A 23,154-nucleotide genomic window follows, 5' to 3' on the forward strand; every position below is an offset into this window, starting at 1 on the left:
AGCCAAACCCAATAGGCCTTTGAAATGAAGCCTCCCTACCTCGGAAGGTTATTAGCCAGAGCAAATAATTATACCCTAAAATTAGGCATGCATTTCTGACACACAGAGAAATTCTCAGTACCCCTGATAAATAAAAAAATGGAGGCAACCCCCACTGCTGCACTCAACTTGATCTTACAATGGATGTAAAATCAAATTTGACCTACTACACTTTAACCAACGATGCGACAAGAACCTCGGCCTTCTGTCTAAACTCCTCCAGAGTTCCGTCATTGAGGATTTTGCCATCCCAGGCGGTATAATCATCCAGAGAGGTCTCACTGGCATGGTTATTCGCACCATCGAAGCCGGGACGCTCAATTTTAACGATGAGACCACCATGTTCCTTGATAACGTTCAACTCGTTCATGAAACGTACGTCGTCTACCAACACATACATCTGTTCGACGTCATACTCTGATATTTTTCTCCCCCAGGCTTTGGTCCAGTAATCAGGATCTTGATCTCTGCGATATTCAGTGCCCCACCACTGCAGGATGCGTCTCACCGTGACCGCCGTCTGACCTGGGCGATCCTGAATCTCCTGGTGTTCCGAAATGAAATGTGGCCACTTGGGACATTCTTGCAGAGCCTTCTTCTCGTCGACGTAAAAGACCCGAACCTTGTCATCCTGGCAACCATAGACCAAAGGCACCGACTCCTCTGCGCCAATAGCACGAAGAAAAGCCTCCACTTCATCTCTCAGCACCATCGCCATAGGAATGATTTTGCATTCTTTATTGAGTAAGGGCTCCACATGCTTTGCAGCCGTAGTTTTTCCAGTCGCCGCCTTACCGGCAAAACCGAGAATCATAGTATTTACTCCGGGGAAATATTGTAGGTTGAATTTGAGAGTGTACTTGAATCGACCTTCTGCATCAATCCTAACCGGCGGGTAGACGCAAAAGATTTATCACCGTCTCTCCGGCCCCAAGAAACATAGATTTGTCAGCAGTTTAAAACACTTGAAATTACAGGTTGTCTCTGCCTTACAAACAGCTATCCTATAAATATGAGGCAACGACCATGAACATCATTTACATCCTTGACCTGATCGGCACTGCTGCTTTTGCTGCGTCCGGGGCATGGGTCGGAGTGCGCAAACATATGGACCTGTTTGGTGTACTGGTCCTTGGAGTGGTCACCGCTGTCGGTGGCGGGACTCTGCGTGACCTGCTACTTGGAGACATTCCACCCTTCTCCCTGAAAAATGAAAGCTATATCTACATCGCCATTGTCGTCTCACTGATCGTTTTTGCCAACCGCGTACAGTTCAAGACTTTTGAGAAACCGCTTTTATATTTTGATGCCATCGGCCTGGGAACCTTTGTTGTGATCGGCACAACCAAGGCCCTTGACTTTCATCTGGGCCTGCTCGGAGCCATTCTGATGGGGGTGATGACAGGAACAGCAGGGGGCGTCATTCGTGATCTTTTTGCCAACCAAGTGCCATTGATTTTCCGCCGTGAGATTTACGCTTCAGCCTGCGTTGCCGGTGGACTGCTTCTTGTTACCCTGGAAACTGTCGGCACGGCTCGCCCGGTCGCAGCACTCCTATCTGCAGGCACAGTCATTTCGGTCCGTTTGCTGGCAATCCAATACAATTGGGCACTCCCAAAATCATAAAACTTAAGCTGGTAGAGAGGGCTGGAAAAGTGGCGAACAAATCATGAATGGCCACCCGACGCTGTTCAGGTGGCCAATCATATAGGCTTCACGGATATTGCGATACTTATTAAAGGCCGGTGTAGCTGAACTTCTGCCCGCCAACCGTGGCTTCATACATAAGGCCACCTTTCGTAATGGTGTATGTCGCCATGCCTTTGTTGTAGCCGGCGCCGGTCGTGGAAGCATTATTTTTGCCTCCGCTGGCGGTCGCGGAACTCCCCGAAGTATTGGCGGAGGCCCCAGCGGCAGCGGTTATTGCGGTGGCTTGTGCCTCTGCACCGAATTCGAAATTACCCTTTGTAAACTCTTCAAGAGCACGTTTATCCTGGAAGAAAACAACCTGGCTGAAACCCGCTCCTCCGAGTTGAAAGCCAACGGTCGCCTGGGTCATTGTCGTATTGCCAATGTGTTTGCCTTGTTGATAAACACGCCCTTTCCCGTAAGCACCCCCGACTAAAAAACCAGCTTTGCCAATAGTCGGAAACAGTGCATAGCCGTGGGCGCTGTCAAACATATTTGCAATGCCGGCATCAACGAACATTTTCTTGGTGTCCTCATACTCACCGGCATAGACACTTGCACAGGACAAAGCAATGAGCAGCCCGATCATCAGAATCTTTAGTGTTGTCTTCATGGAGGGTCTCCTTTTGCATGATTTATCAGATCTAAAAAGTGACATTCTGACCACACTTTAGCGAGGATTTTGAAATATTCAATCCAGGCACAATTATCCTTTAACGAATAAACAGGCATCGAGAATAATCCGTTATCGATGTCTGCTGATTATTTTTTCTTATTTTTACCACCCTTGCTTTTCTTACCATCTCTCTCTTGCTTGGCATCTCTCTCTTGCTTGGCATCTCTCTCTTGCTTGGCATCTCTCTCTTGTTTGGCATCTCTCTCTTGCTTGGCATCTCTCTCTTGCTTGGCATCTCTCTCTTGCTTGGCATCTCTCTCTTGCTTGCTATCTCTCTCTTGCTTGCTATCTCTTTCTTGGTTGCTTTCTCTGTCCCCTTTATCAAGATCATCGTCATCATCATGCATCTTTCCAAACCGTCCATGCTCTTCATCTTCATGACCTGGGCTCTTGTCTCGCTTGCCCTTTTGCAGATCATCCTCACGATTGAAACGTGCGTTGTCAGACGCATTATCCAGTGCATTTTCATTCGGGTTCGGGGCAGACAGAACGGGCAGAGGAAGGACAAGACAAAGCATCAAAACATAAACCAATACTCGACACATATTTATCTCCTTATCAGAAGCAGACTTCAAAATTTTTGAAATACTCCAACAGCGCACTTCTTTGAGAAGAGAGGGGCGCCATCAACATTCAAACAGTACCGCGATTCATGATTTTATCAACAAGCAGCAACAACGGCACGGGACAAAACCGCTCACAGCTGTTCTCTCTGTTCTTCCTTAGCACATACCTGACAACATCTACCATGATTTGACCTGAGTCTTGCTTAAAGAGAAACATAGCCCTGGGCTTGAAGAAAAGTATCTGAAGTTAGTAAAAAGGTACGAGCCGCAAGCCGTCTAACAGACAAGGTTGAATCATTATCCAAAGGCCCACGAACCTGGGCTTTTGCTTTTATTTCTCCTCATCGCAATTACAGGCTAGTTGACCTGAGTCATATTTTCGAAAACTGATTTGAGCTACGATTCGTAATCGACACAAAAAACCCACTATTCTCTAACAAAGAAAAATCTTAGACAAAGGAGTTTATAAAATGGGCTGTTGTTCAAACACAGGCGGCAACACAGGGCCTTTTGCCGAAGGCAGAGAGTTGGTTGAATTTGTCTACCAGGCTCATGGTGGAAGTTTAAGAAATCAGCCTATACCTAACGGCGGTTTAATGGCTGTCTGCCAGGGTTGCGGCGCGGGCTTCACCCTGACCACATTTGTGGGCCAATGCACAGATTGTGGTGGCGTTCATGCTGTTTCCCCGCCACGCAGTGACAGTGCAGAAAACATTCAATTTGCAGGTACAGACTTTAACCTCCCGAAAGGTTGTCAGTCTATCTGATCACCCAAACTCTCGACTTGAGGTAAAACAGCCAGCGGAAAGCGCTTGGACTTTTTTCTCTACTCCTTACAGATTAAACAGAAAAGGCCACCGAACGTCGGTGCCCTTAATTTTTGTGCGCAGAGAATCTGCACCTCGTCTATCAAGAAGAAATTTTATTCTAATGTCCCAATCGAGAAGCCAACGGAATCAGCTGAAGATAATCGTCGTAGCTCAAGCTCGTCTGCCAATGATCAGTCAGCATGCCGGTTAATACTCCACCACCAAAAAGCCCCATCACGATAACAACGAACGCGACCCCCGGAACAGGTCGCTTCCAGAACGCCATCGACAGTGCGCCCTTTTCAGGACAATGACTGACACAAGTCAGGCAACCTGTACATTCTGGTGAGTGAATCTGCACCTTGTGCTGCACGTCGATCTGGGCCGGACAGGCACGACTGCATGCACCACAATCGATACACTTATCCGGGTAGCGGGAGACCTTGAAGGGGCTGAGCATACTCAGCAAGCCAAGCAGCGCGCCGTAAGGGCAGAGGTAACGGCACCAGAAGTTTTTGTAAAAAACAGACAACAGCGAAAGCAGGGTGATCACCACCATGCTGGTCATCGACATTCCAGTAAAGAAATGAAGCATCTTTACATCGGCAATCGCCCAGTAAGGCGCTTTGAGAAATTCTTTCATTGCGACAACCGGCATGCCGAAGAGAATCAATTTTACAAAGAAGAAGAGCAACGCGTACTTGGCAAACTGCAGAAAAAGATCGAGACCACGCCAGATACGAAGATTTCGGCCAAACAGCTTAACGCCAACTTTCCAGCTCGCCTCAGAAAGAGTGCCGACCGGGCAAATGAAAGAGCAGAAGGATTTCTTGGTCAAAAACGCCATGGCCAGAAAGGTCAAAAAGAGCACCAGTGCCGCAGGATGAATGGTGTCAAAGTGACCTGTGAACAACCAGGTTTTCAAGCTCACCAGTGCTCCGATCGGCAGAAAACCCTCAACTCCCGGGGGGCGAGAATAATAACCCGCCTGCCCTGCCGTTTCGAAGTGCCGCACGAAGAGGCCGAACTGGATGCCCAGGAAGAGGCACCAGCCGAGGAAAAGCCACTGGATCGTCAACCGCCAGTGACTAGCTTTTTTCCAACTGATTATTTTATTCATGATGCGTTGAAGATACTCCGAATTGAGTATCAAAGAAATGACTTTGGTCAAATTTTCAAAGCGGCGACACTTCCATTGAAGTGTCCCCGCTCAACCTTTAAAGAGCATCTCAGCCGTTTCGTAGATCGTCTCGGAGAGAGTCGGATGCGGATGAATCGACTTGCGAAGATCTTCACTGACCGCAGCCATCTCCAACGCCAGCACCCCTTCAGCGATCAACTCCCCCGCGCCGGGGCCGGCAATAGCCACGCCGAGCAAGCGATCGGTGTCCGGATCAATGATCAGCTTGGTCATGCCATCATCGCGACCGAGAGTAAGCGTACGCCCATTGCTGCGCCAGGGCATTTTAGCCGTTTTGATCTTGATTTTTTGTTCACGTGCTTCAGTTTCGGTCAAGCCGCACCAGGCAATCTCTGGATCGGTAAAAACCACAGCCGGAATCGCGCGTGGGTCAAACACAGCTTTTCTGCCCGCAATCACCTCAGCAGCAACATTTGCTTCAGCATAAGCCTTATGTGCCAGCATCGGTTCACCGGCAATATCACCAATCGCAAAGATGTGCTCTTCGTCTGTCCGCATCTGGGCATCCACCTGAATGAAGCCCTTCTCGTTGACTTTTATGGATGTATTTTGAAGCCCCAGGTTCTCACTGTTAGGTTTACGGCCAATGGCAATCAAAACTTTACTGAAAAGGCTCTTGGTCGCTTGTCCCTGCTTATCCTCAACAGTGACCATCACGCCATTCTTCTGTTCTTTCAAATCGGTGACACGGGTATTCAACTTGATCTCGGAAAATTTTTTGTCAATCCGTCTTTTCAGCACTGAAACCAGATCACGATCACAGCCCGGCAGCAGACCAGCGGTCATTTCCACAACCGAGACTTTACTGCCGAGAGCAACGTAGGCAGAACCGAGCTCCAGCCCGATATAGCCACCGCCGACAACCAGCAGCGAAGAGGGAATATTCGGGATTTCAAGGGCGCCGGTTGAATCGATAATTTTGCTACTGCCAGCCGCCACGCCCGGCAGCATGATTGGTCTTGAACCGGTGGCGAGGATAGCTTTTTCGAACGACATCTCACCCGTGGTTCCGGCAGTGGCTGTCACAGTTAAAGTGTGCGCGTCCTTAAACTTCGCCATACCGCGAACATAGGTGATCTTCTGTTTTACGACTTTTCCGCCGAGACCTCCGGTCAACTTGCCGATGACTTCGTCTTTCCAGCTACGCACCCGGTCAAGATCTATTTGAGGCTTTTTGAAGGTGACGCCAATTTCTGTAGCTTCTTCAGCTTCTGCAACCAGTTTGGCAACGTGGAGCAAAGCCTTCGACGGAATGCAGCCACGATGCAGGCAGACGCCTCCCGGGTTCGCCTCCGGGTCAATCAGGGTGACATTCAAGCCCAGTTCAACAGCCTTGAAGGCGGCTGCATATCCACCCGGTCCTGCTCCTATAACAACCAGTTGCGCACTGGTGGGGATCTTTTCTGTGTTACTCACATCATCATCCTTTCATGACCAGGTTCAGAGGGTTTTCAAGTGCCTCGCAAATCCAGCGCAGGAAACGGGCACCATCGGCACCGTCAACAACGCGGTGGTCATAGGTCAAAGAAAGCGGCATGATCCGTTGCGGGACAAACTGGTTGCCATCCCACACCGGCTGCATTGCAGCGGTCGAGATCCCCAGGATCGCCACCTGCGGGGCATAAACGATCGGCGTAAAAGAAGTCCCCCCAACCCCGCCGAGGTTGCTGATTGTAAAAGTTCCACCTTCCATATCGGCGGGACTGATCTTGCGCTCACGGGTCTTCTCGGCAAGTCCGTTCAATTCCGTGGCGAGTCGTTCGATGCCTTTCTGATCGGCATCACGAATCACAGGCACCAGCAAGCCACCGGGAGTATCAACAGCAACGCCTATATGCACATAATCTTTCAACACAAGCTCTTTATTTGCCAGGTCCAGGCTGCTATTGACACCCGGAAACGCCTTAAGCGCTGCAGCACAGACCTTGACCATGATGGCTGTCATGGTCAAACGATTTTCAGCATTGGCGCGCTGGTTGGTCTTCTGGCGAAACGCCTCGATCTCTGTTATCTGAGCATTGTCATACTGAGTGACCATGGGGATCGTCGACCAGGCATAGCCCATGGAGTCGGCAGTCAATTCACGAACCCGAGACAGTGGCTCACGACGGATCGCCCCCCAACGGCTGAAATCGGGCAATGGCCGCTGGGCATGCAGCCCTGGGAACTCTCCAACCACCGACGGAACTGAGCCTCCCCCGGTTATGCGCTGCATGGTTTCGCGAACGAAATTGCGCACATCATCTTCACTGATACGTCCGCCGGGGCCCGTGCCTTGCACCTGGTAAATATCGACGCCAAGCTCACGCGCCAATCGCCGCACGGAAGGAGCCGCGGGAGCAACAAGATCGTTGCGTCGTACAGTGCTCAGATCAACCTGAAGCTCATCACGCGGCGGTGTAGAAGAAGCCTGGATTTCAGCGGGTTCTGCCTGTTCAGTGACAACCGTAGAGACCGGTTCTGCTTCAACGACAGGTGCGGGGCTCTCTTCACTGTCTATCTCGGGGGCTTCGACCTCTTCGTCCCCCCCGGACGACTCCAGAACCATAATGACCGCACCAATCGCCACACGGTCACCTTCGGCCACCAGAACTTCGGTAATTTTACCTGCGTGGCTCGAGGGGACCTCGACAACCGCCTTGTCAGTCTCCAACTCCAGCAGAGTCTGCTCTACTTCAACGCTATCGCCGACAGCAACTGTGATATTAACAACGGTTCCTTCAGTGACACCTTCTGAAACGGCAGGAACTCTAATCTCGTGTTTCATAGTTTTCCTCAATTTGACTCGTGATTCGCAAACAGCATCCACTTACAACAGAGGGACAGTTTCCGTTTGAGGGCAATGCCGTATTAATCGACATGGGGGTTTAACTTCTCTGGATCAATCTTCAAATCAGCGATGGCTTTAGCCACCTCGTCATTGCTAACCTCGCCGGCATCAGCCAGCTGTTTCAATGTCGCTACCACAATATAACGAGCATCGACTTCAAAGAAGTCACGCAGCCTCTCACGGCTGTCGCTGCGACCAAAGCCATCTGTTCCCAGGCAATACAAAGGTGCAGGGAACCAGGCTGATACAGCCGCCGGAAGAAGCTTCATATAATCCGAGGCCGCAACAAAGACACCCTTCTCCTTGGCGAGAAGAGTGCCGACATAGGGGACCTTGGCTTTCTTTTTCGGGTTCAGCAGGTTCCAACGCTCGCACTCAACGCTATCCTGGTAAAGCTCCTTATAGCTGGTCACACTCCAGACATCAGCAGCAACCGCATACTCCTCTTCCAGGATTTTCTGTGCCTTGATCGTTTCGTTGAGAATGGCACCGCTGCCGAGCAAATGTGCCTTGCTTTTGCTCTTTTTCAAGTTCGAGGCTTTGAACTTGTACATGCCCTTGATGATACCTTCGCGCACACCCTTACCCTTCGGCATCGGCGGCATCAGGTAGGTTTCATTCATCACCGTAAGGTAATAGATCAGGTCCTCCTGATGACAATACATACGGGTCAATCCATCATGAATGATCACGGCCAATTCATAAGCAAAGGCCGGGTCATAGGCCTTGATCTTGGTGGGCGTCATCGCCAATACATGACTGTGGCCATCCTGATGCTGCAGACCTTCTCCGGCGAGGGTGGTTCGACCCGAGGTCGCACCGATCAGGAAGCCCCTGGCGCGGCTGTCGCAAGCCTGCCAGATCTGGTCACCAACCCGCTGGAAACCGAACATTGAATAAAAAGTGTAAAAAGGAATAGTCTGTACACCGTTGCTGGAATGGGAGGTTCCCGCGGCGATAAAGCTGGCCATGGAGCCAGCCTCGCTCAAGCCTTCTTCAAGGATAGCACCGGTTTTCTTCTCGTTGTAATGTAGCAGACTCCCTTTATCGACCGGTTCATAGAGTTGCCCTGCGTGGCTGTAGATACCTGCCTGTCTGAAGAGTGCTTCCATGCCGAAGGTCCGCGCTTCATCAGGAACAATCGGCACGATCAACTTACCGAGCTCCGGATCACGCAACAGCTTGGCCAGCAGGTGCACGTAAGCCATGGTCGTTGCCAGTTCACGATCACCTGAGCCATCAAGGTACTCGCGGATCAGACCATCGGTCTGGCAGGCGATCGGCGCCTGGCCGGAGAATCTTTTCGGCAATGAACCGCCGAGAGCTGCACGCCGCTCCTTGAGATACACCATTTCCGGGCTGTCTTCAGCCGGCTTGTAGAAAGGAGCTTCGGCAATCTCGCTATCACTGACCGGGATATTGAAGCGGGTGCGGAACTCTTTCAACTCGTCCTCGTTGAGTTTTTTCTGCGAGTGAGTGATGTTTTTTCCTTCACCAGCTTCTCCGAGACCATAACCCTTGATGGTATGCGCCAGGATTACGGTTGGCTTTTCATCCTGAGAGATTGCATTCTGGTAAGCAGCGTAGACCTTGTCAGGGTCGTGGCCACCACGGGTCAGGCGTCCCAGTTGCTCGTCACTATAGTTTTCTACTAATTTGAGTAATTCTGGATATTTGCCGAAAAATTTTTCACGGACATAATCACCTTTTTTCAGAGTGAAGTGCTGCATCTCACCATCAAGGACCTCGTCCATGCGCTTGACCAGCAGGCCCGTATCATCCTTTTCAAGCAGATGATCCCAGTCGTCGCCCCAGATCACTTTGATGACATTCCAGCCGGCACCACGGAAAGCTGCTTCCAGCTCCTGGATAATCTTGCCATTGCCTCGTACAGGGCCGTCCAGGCGCTGCAAGTTGCAGTTGACGACAAAGATCAGGTTGTTGAGCTTCTCCCGTGACGCCAGGGTGATGGCGCCAAGCGATTCGGGTTCATCCATCTCACCGTCACCGAGCATTGCCCAGACTTTGCGACCGCTTGATTTGCGCAAACCCCGATCAACCAGGTAATGATTGAAACGGGCCTGGTAGATCGCAGAGATTGCGGTCAGGCCCATGGAGACCGTCGGAAATTCCCAGAAGTCGGGCATAAGGAAGGGGTGAGGATAAGACGAAAGACCGCCTTCGGGAGCCAGCTCATTCCGAAAACGACTCAAATCTTCACTGCTGAGGCGCCCTTCGAGAAAGGCCCGTGCATAGGCCCCAGGTGCGGCGTGCCCCTGGAAATAAACCATGTCACCGAGAAACTCGTCTGTGCGCCCTCTCCAGAAATGGTTGAAACCAACTTCCCAGAGGGTTGCAACCGAGGCATATGTGGAGATATGGCCACCGATACCGCTGCTCTCGCGATTGGCACGAACCACCATGGCCATGGCGTTCCAGCGGATGATTGACTTGATACGTCGCTCGATCTCACGGTTGCCCGGGAAAACCGGCTGCTGATTCCTGGGGATGGTGTTGATGTAAGGGGTGTTGGCGGTAAAAGGAACGCTGATCCCCTGCTCCTGAGCCCGCACCTGCAGCAGGCGTAGCAACTCCTGGACCCGCTCCTCGCCTTGCGTCTGTAAAACATAGTCGAGTGAATCACGCCACTCGGCATTCTCAATATCGAGTAAAGAATCAGTAATTTTATGATCATTTGAAGTCATCTGTTCCAACTCCTCATATATAATGAAAGCGTATAAACAGCACGCTATCAATGAAGTAATATTTCAAATTTTTCTACACGTTAAAATGTACCTGACATTTGATATTTAGCTACAATTGAAACGCGAAAAAAGGATTTCATTCAAAGCAGATACTGGAACAAAAGCAAAGAGCATCGGACCTACAAAGGACTTTTTTCTCAATAAGGGCTGTCTCGAAGAAGACTGAGAAAAGAGCGTCTCTGATCGTAGAATGTCCACAAGGATACAGATCGTGGCGATCATAACGTTGAGGACTAAACGGCTTTCTATACATCGCCACCAAAAGGAAGGGATATTCCGTCAACGGGGCGGCTGTGGTTACTCATTTGCTGCCCGCAAACCTTCCTCACTTGCCTTCCGGCCTTGCGCAGTGTCGTCTGGAAGGTCATGAGCTTCAATCAACTTCTCCGGGCTTAGGGAGCGACTCTGCTCAACCTGATCAACACCTTTTGCGGTGATTGACAAATGACCTGTATCGAGACGTTCGACCCACCCCTTTGTCCTGATGTACCACAGATGGAACTCAGTCAATTCGAGAGGCGTGTTAAGAAGTCGTGAAATTTCAACTTCCCCCAACCCAGGGCTTTTCATGCTGCGCCTTCGTTGAACATACAACAAGGAAAGGATACGCTCACGAGCGACCCTGTCGTCGCCGAGCTCGGACATATCGCTGGCCACCGACGCAAGCCGCCATTTGCGGTTCCAGTAATCTCTATACTTTACGTCATATCCGGCGCGGGTTTCAGGATCTATAAGTATCTGGTGGGCTTCAATGATCTGAATGAATCGGTCTTTGTTCGTTAAGTTGTTGTGATCAGGGTGGAATTTCTGGGCCAGATGCCGAAATACGCGTTCAATGGTTTCGGCATCAGCATTGGAACTCAATTGCAGCAACTCGTAGTAATCAACAAACTCATTTGCGCCCATAATGAGGACCTCTTAAATTTTTCGCTTTTATCCCATTAGAAGGGGATTCATTTACACTCGATGAAAATGTCTCCGGTTGAGACGAGTGTCGCTATTTTAGCTACGCAACGAACCAGCAACAAAGTCTTTATTTAATTTTAATTTTATACCATCAATACATGACCAAACAAGTCATCTATTGGTTATATGTTGCTAATTTGTAACAGCTGGATTAACAGATCAGCTCAACTGGACGTTTAAATTCAGACCTTTTGGTGTAAACAAGAACGGCCACCCAGAATTGCTACAGGTGGCCAGATGAAAGTTGCAGACGATCAGGTTGAACCGAACCACCAGATCTGACTATACCCACAAAAGCGGGCTTACTCATTATCTTGATATTCAAGGGAACTTGATCCGCCAACCATCATATTGCCAAGCTTGTCCTTATCCTCACCCTCAATCTCTTCCCAGCCGCAAGTTTCTTCCGACTGGTCCAAAAGGCCCAACCAGGTCAACTCAGGAATCAAGCAATGACTGTCTGTTTCAAGGTGAATCTGCCCGGTGTGCTCAGGTTCGACAAGTTCCCACTCATCAGGGACTTCCAACCATCTTTCAACTACAACCTTGATTGTTTTCATATGCATTCTCCCTTGAGCACTAAGTATCCGGCCGCCCTGATATTCATTAAAAACGGGTGAATTCTAAAAACAACTGTCAACTGGTCACAGCGCCACAAGACGAGGAAGAGACCAGCTTGGCATATTTAGCCAGAACACCGCGAGCATAACGAATCTCGGGAGCCTGCCACTGCGCCAAGCGCTTGCTGATTTCCTCATCCTCAAGCATGAGGTTCAGCTCGCCATGGCCGAGGTCGATAGTAATCATATCCCCCTCTTGAACGAGTGCGATAAGTCCTCCGACCTGAGCTTCCGGAGCTACGTGACCAATCATAATGCCGTGGGTGCCGCCGGAGAAACGGCCATCGGTAACCAGTGCGACATCCTTACCGAGTCCCGCCCCCATTAAAGCCGCCGAGGGGGATAGCATCTCGCGCATGCCGGGGCCACCTTTAGGGCCCTCATAACGGATAACGACAACATCTCCGGCATTGATCTTTCCTGCAAGGATGGCTTCGAGAGCTTCTTCCTCACGCTCAAACACCCGTGCCGGCCCGAAAAATTGAGTCATCTCCTTACCACTGAGCTTTATCACACAGCCCTCGGAGGCAAGATTGCCACGTAAGACACGGATATGGCGATTGGGTGGTGCGTAAGGATGTTCCGGGCTGTAAATGACGTCCTGATTTTCGGGTCTTAGCGGTGCATCGGCGAGGTTTTCTGCCAGGGTTTTCCCGGTCACTGTCATGCAATCACCATGCAGATAACCGGCTTCAAGCAAGGTCTTCATCACCATCGGCAAACCGCCGATCTTGTGTAGGTCATTCATCACGTATTGACCGAAGGGCTTGAAGTCACCGATCAGCGGGACAGTGCTTGTAATCTCTTCGATATCCGCAAGGGTTAACGCGACTCCTGCTTCATGAGCGAGGGCCAGAATGTGCAAAACCGCGTTGGTCGAGCCACCGAGAGCCCAGGCCACCGTCAGGGCATTTTCAAACGCCTCGCGGGTCATAATGTCTCGGGCACTGATACCGGACTCCAGCAGACCAACCACGGCTTGGGCGACTCGGGCACAATCTTCACGTTTTTCTACAGAGATCTGGTTGCCTTCATCAACAGCAAGATTGGAAGCAGAGCCGGGCAGGCTCATACCGAGAGCTTCGATGGCCGAAGCCATGGTGTTGGCCGTGTACATACCTGCGCATGAACCGGCACCGGGACATGAATGACATTCAACCGCATGCAATTCTTCAGCATCGATTTTACCGGCACAGTAAGCACCGACCGCCTCAAACGCGCTGACGATATTGAGAGCCCTGCCGTGGTATTCACCAGGTAGGATACTGCCGCCGTAGAGGGTCAGGCCGATCAGGTTGTTGCGAGCGATCGGCATCAGTGCAGCGGGAATGGTTTTATCACAACCGGAGAGGGTGATCACGGCATCCACCCGGTAACCTTCGGTCATCAGTTCGATACTGTCGGCGATCACCTCGCGGCTCACCAACGAATATTTCATCGCTTCGGTGCCCATGGAGATGCCATCAGAGACGACCGGAGTGCCAAAGATAATCGCCTTGCCGCCCGCGACTTCGATGGCCTTCTGGACGATGTCACCGAGCGCCCGAACGTGATCATTGCAAGGCGTACCGTTGGTGTATGGCACAGCCAAAGCAATGATCGGTTTATCAAAATCCTCATCGGTAAAACGAACCGCGCGCAGCATGGTCCTCGCAGCGGTCCGTTCAACCCACTTTGCACCGTCCTTACGACCGGTTATTTCTTCGCTGCGACGTTTCATCGACTGCCTCACTTATCCATTGCTGTTACACCGGTCCTTGCTATTTCAATAAAATGTTCCGAGCCAACATCCTTCAAGAAACTGTCGATCCGCTCCGTTGGCCCTGCTATCTGAACGATGTAGATATCGTGTGGCTGAGCATCGAGGATTTCAATCTGGTATTTCTTCTGCAGCTTTTCCAAAGTTTTCTTCTCGAGCTCGAACTTGATGACCGCAACTTCGCGCCAATAACTCTGCTCGCGATCCAGCTCCTTGGCCCGGATCACTTCGGTAAATTTTTCCAGCTGCCGTATGACCTGCAACACCTTGGCCTCATCATCTTCACGCAAGGTGATGGTCATGCGGCTGACTCCCGCAGCCTTGGCCTTACAAACCGTCAAGGTGTCAACGTTGTACATCTTGCGTCGAATCATCATAGAGATTTTGTTGAGAGTGCCCGGCTTATCTTGAACGAAGGCCAGAATGGCCCTTCTTTTCATTTTTTTAACTGTCATTTTATATCCCCGTAAAAAGCATCAAGCTTAAGATTTAGGCCGCGATACGATCATGTCTCCAAAGCCACCTCCGGAAGGGATCATCGGCAGGATCACTTCAGAAGGGTCGCAGACAAACTCGAGGAGGTAAGCCCCGTTGTGATCGATAGCGGTACGAATCGCCGCATCGACCTGGTCAAGCTCGGTGACCTTCTGATAAGGCAGATTATAAGCCTTGGCAATGAATTCATAATTCGGACTGATCATCGGTGTGCCAGCGTAACGGCCGTCAAAGAAAAGGGTCTGCCACTGACGAACCATTCCAAGGTAGCCATTATTCAGGATCATGATTTTGACATCTGTGTCGTGTTCCATGATGGTACAGAGTTCCTGGATATTCATCTGGAAACCACCGTCGCCACTGATCGACCAGACCCGTTCGTCAGGTCTTGCCAGTTTAGCCCCGATCGCCATCGGCAAAGAACAACCCATCGTGCCGGCACCACCGGAGGTGAACCAACTGTTATTGGTCTGGAAGTTGTAGTAACGCGCTGACATCATCTGGTGCTGACCGACATCGGGCACAATGATGTCTTTGCCTTCGGTAATATCTGACAAACGTCGGATGATGGTCTTCATCAGGAGCTTGCCGCCATCACCAACACCTGCGGCGACCTCGGCCTCAACCTCAGCAACGGTTTCCTGGCGATTCGTCTCGATTTCCTTCAACCAGCGGCGGCGTGGTTTGGAGACCAACTCCGGGTCATGCAACATGACATGCAGGGTCCGGGCGACATCGGCGTTAATAGGAACCGTTGTAGCGACATTTTTGTCGAGTTCGGAGGGATCGATCTCCACGTGAATGACATCGGCATTCTTGGCGTACTCATTCAGTTTACCGGTCACGCGGTCGTCAAACCGCATACCGAAACTGATGATCAGATCGGCGTTCATAATGGCACGATTCGCTTCAACCGTACCGTGCATCCCCATCATTCCCAGGCTCAGAGGATGATCAACCGGCATTGCCGACAGACCATGCAGGGTAAAGGCAACCGGGATATTGGTTTTTTCTGCAAACTCCTGAAGCATTGCGCCAGCATTGCTGGAGATGACGCCGTGCCCGCAGAACATGACCGGTCGCTCACTGCGATTCATCATCTCGATCGCCTGGTGAACAACTTCTCGCTCCGGCGAGGGATGGTAGTAAAAACCAGGAAGTTTCGGCCGAAAGGTTTTCGGGTTGAACGAATAGTTCTCATCAACACTTTGGATCTGTACATCTTTGGGAAGATCGATAACGACCGGGCCAAAACGTCCGGTCGTCGCAACGTAGAAGGCCTCGTGAACTGTTTTTTCGACCTCTTCAGTGGTCAACGGCATGTAGGTTTGCTTGCAGATCGGCATCATGACGCCAACCACATCACTTTCCTGAAAAGCATCCGTGGCGATAACACCTGTTGCGACCTGACCGGTGATTGAGACCATCGCCACGGAATCCATATGTGCATCTGCGATTCCGGTGACCAGGTTCATGGCTCCCGGTCCGGAGGTTGCCATACAGACACCGATTTGTGGCGTGTCGGTCGAAAGTGATGCGCGCGACAGGCCCTGGGCCATGAAAGTCGCGCCCTGCTCGTGACGAGGCATAACAAAAGTGAAAAGCTTCTGCTTTTCCATTTCATCAAAGATCGGCATGATCGCGCCGCCCGTGTAGCCAAAGATGTATTTCACACCTTTGGCATGCAATGCCCTTAAAACCAGTTCTGTTCCTTTCATTGCGACCTCTTCTGTTGGGGTACTGTTTATGTCTCTTATTATAAAATACAGACTATAAAATCATTTTATGGATCTAAACCATTAATTTGCCGCAGATAAAATCTGATCAACGCGGATAAATTCAAAAGCTAACCACTTATGACATTAACCAAAGCCCAAAACTTTAGGCTTTATTTGTTTTTCATCTTCTTACATCAGATTTTATCTGCGGCAAACAAGACCTTAATGGTTTTATTGTTTTTTTGGGCTATGAACCGAACAACCAAGGCTCCTCGACTCTCTTCTTTGCCTCGAAACCTTTGATCGCTTCGACATGCTGCAAGGTCAGACTGATGTCATCCAACCCCTTCAACAGACATTCTTTGCGGAACGCATCCACCGCAAACTCGAAAGCTTCACCGGAGGGCGTTATCACTTGCTGCTTCTCAAGGTCAACGATCAAGCGGTAGCCAGGAGTCGCTTCAACTTCATCGAACAGACGAGCGACCGTTTCGGCAGGGAGAACAACCGGAAGGATACTGTTCTTGGAACAGTTGTTGGCAAAAATTTCTGCAAAGCTCGGGGCAATCACAGCCCTGAAGCCATAATCGAAAAGAGCCCAAGGAGCATGCTCACGCGACGAACCGCAGCCAAAATTATCACGCGTCAACAGGATTTCTGCGCCCTGATAGCGAGGCTGATTGAGCACGAAATCAGTTTTGAGAGGACGCTGACTGCAATCCATATCGAGCTCACCATGATCGAGGTAGCGCCACTCGTCAAAGAGGTTCGGGCCGAAACCGGTGCGTTTGATCGACTTGAGAAACTGCTTCGGGATGATGGCGTCGGTATCAACATTGGAGCGATCCAGAGGAGCAACCAATCCATTCAATCTACAAAAGGTATCCATGGGTCACACCTCCAGAGTGCGGACATCAACAAAGTGACCGACGATCGCAGCCGCAGCGGCCATAGCCGGACTGACCAGGTGGGTTCGTCCGCCCTGTCCCTGTCGGCCCTCGAAGTTCCGATTCGAGGTTGAAGCGCTGCGCTCCTGGGGCGCGAGACGGTCATCGTTCATACCGAGACACATCGAGCATCCTGGCTCACGCCATTCAAAACCAGCCTGTAAAAAGATTTTATCCAGGCCTTCTGCTTCTGCCTGCTGTTTGACCAGACCAGAGCCTGGAACAACCAGGGCCCGCTTGATATTGGCTGCGATCTTATTGCCTTTAATAATCTCTGCTGCAGCCCGCAAATCCTCGATGCGCCCGTTGGTGCAGGAGCCGAGGAAAATCGTATCAGGATATATTTCAGTTATAGGGGTGTTTGCGGCCAGCCCCATATAAGTGAGGGCGGCCTGCATGCCTTCACGTTTGACAGGGTCGGGTTCGTCCGCCGGGTCCGGGACACAACCATCAACGGAAGTCACCATCTCGGGAGAAGTTCCCCAGGTCACCTGCGGCCGAATCGATGTGGCGTCAAGGTGAACAACCTCGTCGTACTCGGCGCCGGGGTCGCTCTGTAACGATTTCCAATAGCTTTCAGCTTGATCCCACTCCGCACCTTTTGGCGCATAAGGACGACCCCTAACGTAGGCAATGGTTTTCTCATCAACTGCAACCATCCCTGCTCGGGCGCCGGCTTCAATCGACATATTACAGACCGACATGCGACCTTCCATCGACAGGGCGCGGATCGCATCGCCACCAAATTCGATAACATAGCCTGTACCACCGGCAGTGCCAATCTTACCGATAATCGCCAGCATGATGTCCTTGGCCGTGATTCCCGGCCCAACCTGGCCATCCACACTGACCAGCATATTCTTGGCCTTCTTCTGAATCAGGCATTGCGTCGCCAGAACATGCTCAACCTCTGAAGTGCCGATACCGAAGGCTAGAGAGCCCAACGCACCGTGTGTCGAGGTATGTGAATCACCGCAGACGATGGTCATCCCGGGAAGCGTCACTCCCTGCTCGGGGCCAATGATATGCACAATGCCCTGGCGGATATCGTTCATAGCAAACTCTTCGATACCAAAATCAACGCAGTTGGCATCAAGGGTCTCAACCTGCAAACGTGACAGGGGGTCCGAGATGCCTTGAGAGCGGTCGGTGGTGGGGACGTTATGGTCGGGAACGGCCAGGTTGGCCTCAGCACGCCAGGGTTTGCGTCCGGTCAGCCTCAAGCCTTCAAACGCCTGGGGAGAGGTCACTTCATGCACCAGCTGCCGATCGATATAAAGAAGACAGGTCCCATCATCATCGCAGCGAACGACGTGACGCTCCCAGAGTTTGTCGTAAAGGGTTTTTGCACTCATGACATGCTTTCCTGATTAAATGACTGTTTATCTACAAAGGGAACAAGAACTGTAATTATGAGTCATACTGTACCTATGTCAATATATAAGCTAAACATCAGTTATCATTCTACTTACCCTATCTCATGACAGAATTATCACTGATCTTGTCATATTTCAACAAACAAATTCACCGAGGTATCCTTGAAGATGTAAAAAGGGGCTTCCCCGATGGAAAGCCCCTTACATTAATCAACTTTTGCAGACGGGCCGATTCATTTCGGCTCAACGGGAAACTGCCTGTTCTGCCATTCGCGCCAACCACCTTTAAGGGCATAAACCTTGGTAAAGCCTTTTTCCATCATTTTCAGTGCCACACTGGCACTCGTATGTTCATTACCTCAAGCGCAATAGAGAACGACCGTCTTCTCCCTGTCGTAGTTGTCGACCCACTGGTCAACACTTCTGGGGTCGACACGTTCGGCACCGGAAACTTTCACTTCCGAGTTCGCCCAGTCGCCGCCGGAGCGAGCATCGAGAACCAGATAGTCCGCTTCGCCCAGATGCTCGTTGAGCTCATCAACAGTCATTCTTGGAACCGAGGCGGCCATCGCGGCGAAGCAGGCAGCAAAAAGAAATACGCTGGTCATTAGTGTCAGATAAATAAAAAAACGCTTATTATGCATCGTCATAACCCCTTTCAATCTGATTCATTTCCCCAACTTTAACAGCTCTCGCTTATAGATGACAAGTGCAGTTGCCTTTGTTTTTTCCGGCGGGCGCTTTCAGAAGCTTTATAGATGCTTCTTGCGTAACAGCTTCTTGTCAATTTTGCCGACACTGGTCTTATCGATCTCATCGACAACCAGAACTTTCAGCATCATGGCATGTCGGGTCAGGCGACCCGAATCGACGAAGCTTTTGACAAAAGAGACCAGCTCCTTCTCGTTCGGCTCGGATTCACCGCGAACCACCAACGCCAGAGGTCGCTCGCCCCATTTGTCATCAGGCATACCAATTACAGCAACTTCGCTGACAGTCGCATGCTGGGCGATCAGGTCTTCAAGCTCAAGGGAGGAGACCCACTCGCCGGCAATCTTGATAACATCCTTGGCCCGGTCAGTAATCTTGAAGTAACCGTTAGTATCCTTGTTGGCGACGTCACCGGTATGCAGGAAGCCTCCGCGCCAGAGCTGCTCTGAATTATGATGGTCTTTTAAATAACCCTGAGTCAACCAGGGTGCACGCAGCACGATCTCGCCGGTGCTTTCACCGTCATCGGGCACAGGGTTCATCTCTTCATCGACAATGTGCATGCCGACCAGAGGTATCGCACGACCTGTTTTACAGCGAATCTTGACCTGCTCTTCCAGCGGTTTGTCGAGCTGATCTTCCGGAACATGCGCAAGAGCAACAACGGGACAGGTCTCTGACATCCCATAGCCGGTAAAGATATCAATACCGAGTTTAAGCGCGGCCAGGCAAAGAGACTGCGGCATGGCTGCGCCCCCGATGATCACCTTCCAGCGACTCAAATCAACAGACGCTACATCCGGGTGACTGAGGAGTATATGCAAAATGGTGGGGACACAGTGAGAGAAGGTAACATCCTCTACTTTGATCAGATTGAGCAACATTTCCGGAGCGTAACGCCCCGGATAAACCTGCTTGACACCGAGCGCCGTCGCCACATACGGAAGCCCCCAGGCATGCACGTGGAACATCGGCGTAATCGGCATATAGACATCCTGCTGATGCAATCGTCCCTGGGTCTTCGGGGTCCCTATAGCCGCCAACGCACCGAGAGTGTGCAACACCAGCTGACGGTGGCTGAAATAAACACCTTTCGGCATACCGGTGGTGCCGGTGGTGTAGAAGGTCGTCGCGCGAGTATGCTCGTCAAGGTCGGGGAAATCAAAAGCTGTTGAGGCGTCAGCAAGGAGAGCTTCGTATTCGCCACAAAGAGGCACGTGAGTTTCAGGCGTCACCGGATCATCAGTCAGCAAAACATAGTCATGTACGGTATCGATCCGCCCCTTGATCGCTTCAAGAATCGGCAGAAAATCACTATGCACTAGGATCACGTCATCTTCGGCATGATCGATGGTATAGAGGATCTGGTCAGGGGAGAGGCGCACGTTGATGGTATGCAGAACGGCGCCGATCATCGGTACTGCGAAGAAGCACTCAAGGTAACGATGACTGTCCCAATCCATAACCGCCACCGTGTCGCCCGGCTTAACTCCCAACTTCGTCAGCGCATTGGCGAGGCGACAGATCCGTTCGCGCAAGGTCCGATAATCAAAACGCAATTGATCACGGTAGACAATCTCCTGGTCGGGATTATTGACGACCGGGTAGGCAAGCAGGTTTTTAATCAACAACGGATAGGTATAAGCGGAAGAGGTTCTTTCAATCAGCAGGTCATTCACGGAAACTCCTTTGCAACCAAGAGAAGAAGGATAGAGGTCAACGGGGCGAAAAAAAGAAGTGTTACATTCTTCCCACAAACACCAGAAAGGGCAAGGAGAAATCGTTGCTTCCGTCTGAATCATGTCAATGATTTTCTTACATTTGAGTGGATCTTTCAGGCTGGCAATGTCGCACAATTTAAGTTATTTTCATGCAACTGGAATTCACCACGGAGCAGCTCTTGGCAAATTTTATCCTGATCGGGCTCTTTGTTTCACTGGGCATTCTGTTCCGCAGAATCAAAGCCTTCCCGAATGACACAGCGCAAACGCTCAACATGTTTGCGCTCTACGTGTCTCTGCCGGCAGTCATCCTGCTCAAAGCACCCGGTCTTTCCCTTACCGGCGAGACGGTCGTCGCGGCCATCGTCCCCTGGTGCATGCTGCTGATTTCCGCAGCAATCATCCTGCTTCTCGCAAAGCGATGCAACTGGTCACGGCCCACGACCGGAGTCCTGATGCTGGTGGTTCCCTTAGGCAACACCTCCTTCATGGGTGTGCCTATGGTTAATGCCTTCTTCGGCGAAGCAGGCATTCCGCACCTGATTCTTTACGACCAGATTGGCACCATGTTGATCTTCGCGACCTACGGCTCGGCGATTCTGGCTTACTACAGTGGCGAGAAAAGTGGCGCAAAGATCATGGTGCGACGGGCCCTGCTCTTTCCACCCACTCTGGCCCTGGTGGCGGGTCTACTGTTCCGCAACATGAGCTACCCGGAAGCCATGGTAGACATCCTGGAGAGTCTATCCGGGACCTTAACACCACTCGTTATGACGGCCATCGGTTTTCAAATGACACTACGCCTGAGACCAACCACGCTTGGTCCACTGGGCACTGGCCTCGCCATCAAACTTCTGGTCGCACCGGCGTTCGCCCTGCTCGGTTGCCGTCTCTTCGGCATAGAAAGTTTTGCTGCCGACATTGCCATCTTCGAAGCGGGCATGCCGCCGATGGTTACAGCCAGTGCCCTCGCCGCGGCTGCCGGCATGGGTGTTGAGCTTGCAGTCGCTCTGGCTGGCCTTGGCCTCGTCCTGGCGTTTGTCAGTCTGCCATTGCTCTATATGTTGATTCAACATCTCTGAGCTTCACGTCATCGACGACAGAGAGAAGCAGAAAAGGCCTAAATCTTCGAATCGGGGGAATTCAAAACAACAGACAAAAGGGACAGCTTGAGAAGAGCAGTGCGAAAACAGTGGATTGAACCTAAGCGTTGGTTTTAACTTTCCATTGAACGTCCTGTCCGGCAAAAAAAGGTACAATCGGTTTCCCGTTCGGCAAGACAATCTCTTCCGGCACAGTCCAGGTCTCTTTGACCAATGTCACGGTTTCCTGGTTACGAGGCAGACCGTAAAAGTCTGCACCATGACGCGAGGCAAAGTCGTCCAACTTATCAAGCACATTCAACTCTTCAAACACCTGGGTATAAAGTTCGAGGGCACTCCAGGCCGAGTAGCATCCGGCACAGCCGCAAGCACTTTCTTTACGATGTTTCTCATGGGGAGCAGAATCTGTGCCGAGGAAATATTGACTGGACCCAGAGGACACGGCAGTTCGCAGTGCTTCCTGATGGGTGTTGCGTTTCAAGACCGGCAGGCAGAAGTTATGGGGACGAATCCCTCCGACCAGCATATCGTTGCGATTTAGCAGCAAATGCTGGGGAGTGATGGTTGCTGCAACATTTTCAGGGGCTTCGTCCACAAACTGAACGGCTTCCGCAGTGGTGATATGCTCCAACACCACTTTCAAACCGGGATAATCCTGCACGATTTTTTGTAAGTGACGATCTATAAATGCTTTTTCGCGATCAAATATATCAATGTGCGCGTCAGTGACCTCACCGTGGACCAGCAGGGGCATCCCAACCTCTTGCATCACTTCAAACACCGGGGTCATGGCTGCCAGGTCACTGGGAGCGGCATCTGAATTTGTCGTACCCCCGGCCGGGTAAAGTTTGGCGGCAACGATCCCTGCGGCTTTTGCTCGACGAATATCATCCACGCCAGTGCCATTTGTCAAATACAGAGTCATCAAAGGTTTAAAACTGCTGCCAGCGGGAAGAGCTTTTTTGATCCGTTCATGGTAGGCTAAAGCCATCTCGGTATTCGCCACTGGTGGCACCAGGTTGGGCATTGCAATTGCGCGTTGGAAGCAACGAGCCGTGGCAGGAACCGTTTCCGCCAGCATGTCGCCATCCCGAAAGTGCAGGTGCCAGTCATCAGGCTTTTGAATGGTAATCTCTGTCATCACTGTTTTACACTTCTTTCAC

General features: G+C 51.1%; 20 protein-coding genes. 3 read left to right on the plus strand and 17 right to left on the minus strand.

Features of this window, described 5'->3' with window-relative positions; translation table 11 throughout:
• Positions 1–205: 205 nt before the first annotated feature.
• Positions 206–853, minus strand: a complete 648-nt coding sequence (locus P9J64_10480; GenBank protein MDG5468741.1) for a hypothetical protein — start codon at positions 851–853, stop codon at positions 206–208.
• A 212-nt stretch (positions 854–1,065) separates the two neighbouring features.
• Between P9J64_10480 and P9J64_10485 the strand changes: the two genes are divergently transcribed.
• Complete coding sequence (locus tag P9J64_10485; GenBank protein ID MDG5468742.1) at positions 1,066–1,665, plus strand: trimeric intracellular cation channel family protein; 600 nt, start codon at positions 1,066–1,068, stop codon at positions 1,663–1,665.
• Between the two features lie 109 nt (positions 1,666–1,774).
• Here the strand turns inward: P9J64_10485 and P9J64_10490 are convergent, their stop codons facing one another.
• Positions 1,775–2,341, minus strand: a complete 567-nt coding sequence (locus P9J64_10490; GenBank protein MDG5468743.1) for a YSC84-related protein — start codon at positions 2,339–2,341, stop codon at positions 1,775–1,777.
• Between the two features lie 149 nt (positions 2,342–2,490).
• Positions 2,491–2,979, minus strand: a complete 489-nt coding sequence (locus P9J64_10495; GenBank protein MDG5468744.1) for a hypothetical protein — start codon at positions 2,977–2,979, stop codon at positions 2,491–2,493.
• A gap of 461 nt (positions 2,980–3,440) precedes the next feature.
• On the opposite strand from P9J64_10495, the gene P9J64_10500 reads away from it, so the two are divergent.
• Entirely contained in the window at positions 3,441–3,737 is a 297-nt protein-coding gene (locus P9J64_10500) for a hypothetical protein (GenBank protein MDG5468745.1), read from the plus strand.
• A 160-nt stretch (positions 3,738–3,897) separates the two neighbouring features.
• Here P9J64_10500 and P9J64_10505 read toward each other — a convergent pair whose 3' ends face one another.
• The 13 genes from P9J64_10505 to P9J64_10565 all read right to left on the minus strand — a co-directional run bounded on the left by P9J64_10505 (position 3,898) and on the right by P9J64_10565 (position 20,846).
• Positions 3,898–4,899 carry a 4Fe-4S binding protein gene (locus P9J64_10505; GenBank protein MDG5468746.1) on the minus strand — a complete coding sequence of 334 codons (1,002 nt, stop codon included), beginning with the start codon at positions 4,897–4,899 and terminating at the stop codon, positions 3,898–3,900.
• Positions 4,900–4,989: 90 nt separating this feature from the next.
• Positions 4,990–6,396 carry a dihydrolipoyl dehydrogenase gene (gene lpdA / locus P9J64_10510; protein ID MDG5468747.1) on the minus strand — a complete coding sequence of 469 codons (1,407 nt, stop codon included), beginning with the start codon at positions 6,394–6,396 and terminating at the stop codon, positions 4,990–4,992.
• A gap of 4 nt (positions 6,397–6,400) precedes the next feature.
• Complete coding sequence (locus P9J64_10515) at positions 6,401–7,747, minus strand: 2-oxo acid dehydrogenase subunit E2 (GenBank protein MDG5468748.1); 1,347 nt, start codon at positions 7,745–7,747, stop codon at positions 6,401–6,403.
• 83 nt (positions 7,748–7,830) lie between these two features.
• Positions 7,831–10,515 carry a pyruvate dehydrogenase (acetyl-transferring), homodimeric type gene (gene aceE, locus P9J64_10520; protein ID MDG5468749.1) on the minus strand — a complete coding sequence of 895 codons (2,685 nt, stop codon included), beginning with the start codon at positions 10,513–10,515 and terminating at the stop codon, positions 7,831–7,833.
• A gap of 357 nt (positions 10,516–10,872) precedes the next feature.
• Entirely contained in the window at positions 10,873–11,481 is a 609-nt protein-coding gene (locus P9J64_10525) for a DnaJ domain-containing protein (protein MDG5468750.1), read from the minus strand.
• A gap of 362 nt (positions 11,482–11,843) precedes the next feature.
• Entirely contained in the window at positions 11,844–12,101 is a 258-nt protein-coding gene (locus tag P9J64_10530) for a hypothetical protein (protein MDG5468751.1), read from the minus strand.
• A gap of 76 nt (positions 12,102–12,177) precedes the next feature.
• Positions 12,178–13,881, minus strand: a complete 1,704-nt coding sequence (gene ilvD / locus P9J64_10535) for a dihydroxy-acid dehydratase (GenBank protein ID MDG5468752.1) — start codon at positions 13,879–13,881, stop codon at positions 12,178–12,180.
• Positions 13,882–13,889: 8 nt separating this feature from the next.
• Entirely contained in the window at positions 13,890–14,375 is a 486-nt protein-coding gene (gene ilvN / locus P9J64_10540; protein ID MDG5468753.1) for an acetolactate synthase small subunit, read from the minus strand.
• Positions 14,376–14,402: 27 nt separating this feature from the next.
• On the minus strand, positions 14,403–16,133 hold the full coding sequence (gene ilvB / locus P9J64_10545; protein ID MDG5468754.1) for a biosynthetic-type acetolactate synthase large subunit: 1,731 nt from the start codon (positions 16,131–16,133) through the stop codon (positions 14,403–14,405).
• 247 nt (positions 16,134–16,380) lie between these two features.
• A complete protein-coding gene (leuD, locus tag P9J64_10550) occupies positions 16,381–17,022 on the minus strand; it encodes a 3-isopropylmalate dehydratase small subunit (protein MDG5468755.1) in 642 nt (213 codons plus the stop codon).
• A 3-nt stretch (positions 17,023–17,025) separates the two neighbouring features.
• Positions 17,026–18,435 (minus strand): 3-isopropylmalate dehydratase large subunit, encoded by a 1,410-nt coding sequence (leuC, locus tag P9J64_10555; protein MDG5468756.1) that lies wholly within the window; start codon positions 18,433–18,435, stop codon positions 17,026–17,028.
• Positions 18,436–18,689: 254 nt separating this feature from the next.
• Positions 18,690–19,064: a rhodanese-related (seleno)protein gene (locus tag P9J64_10560; protein ID MDG5468757.1), complete on the minus strand. Its 375-nt coding sequence runs from the start codon at positions 19,062–19,064 to the stop codon at positions 18,690–18,692.
• A gap of 144 nt (positions 19,065–19,208) precedes the next feature.
• Positions 19,209–20,846, minus strand: a complete 1,638-nt coding sequence (locus tag P9J64_10565; GenBank protein MDG5468758.1) for a fatty acid--CoA ligase — start codon at positions 20,844–20,846, stop codon at positions 19,209–19,211.
• 191 nt (positions 20,847–21,037) lie between these two features.
• On the opposite strand from P9J64_10565, the gene P9J64_10570 reads away from it, so the two are divergent.
• Positions 21,038–21,970 carry an AEC family transporter gene (locus tag P9J64_10570; GenBank protein MDG5468759.1) on the plus strand — a complete coding sequence of 311 codons (933 nt, stop codon included), beginning with the start codon at positions 21,038–21,040 and terminating at the stop codon, positions 21,968–21,970.
• 121 nt (positions 21,971–22,091) lie between these two features.
• Here P9J64_10570 and pyrC read toward each other — a convergent pair whose 3' ends face one another.
• Positions 22,092–23,132 (minus strand): dihydroorotase, encoded by a 1,041-nt coding sequence (gene pyrC, locus P9J64_10575; GenBank protein MDG5468760.1) that lies wholly within the window; start codon positions 23,130–23,132, stop codon positions 22,092–22,094.
• Between the last annotated feature and the right edge of the window lie 22 nt (positions 23,133–23,154).

The sequence above is a fragment of the Deltaproteobacteria bacterium IMCC39524 genome (assembly GCA_029667085.1).
Taxonomy (GTDB): domain Bacteria; phylum Desulfobacterota; class Desulfuromonadia; order Desulfuromonadales; family BM103; genus M0040.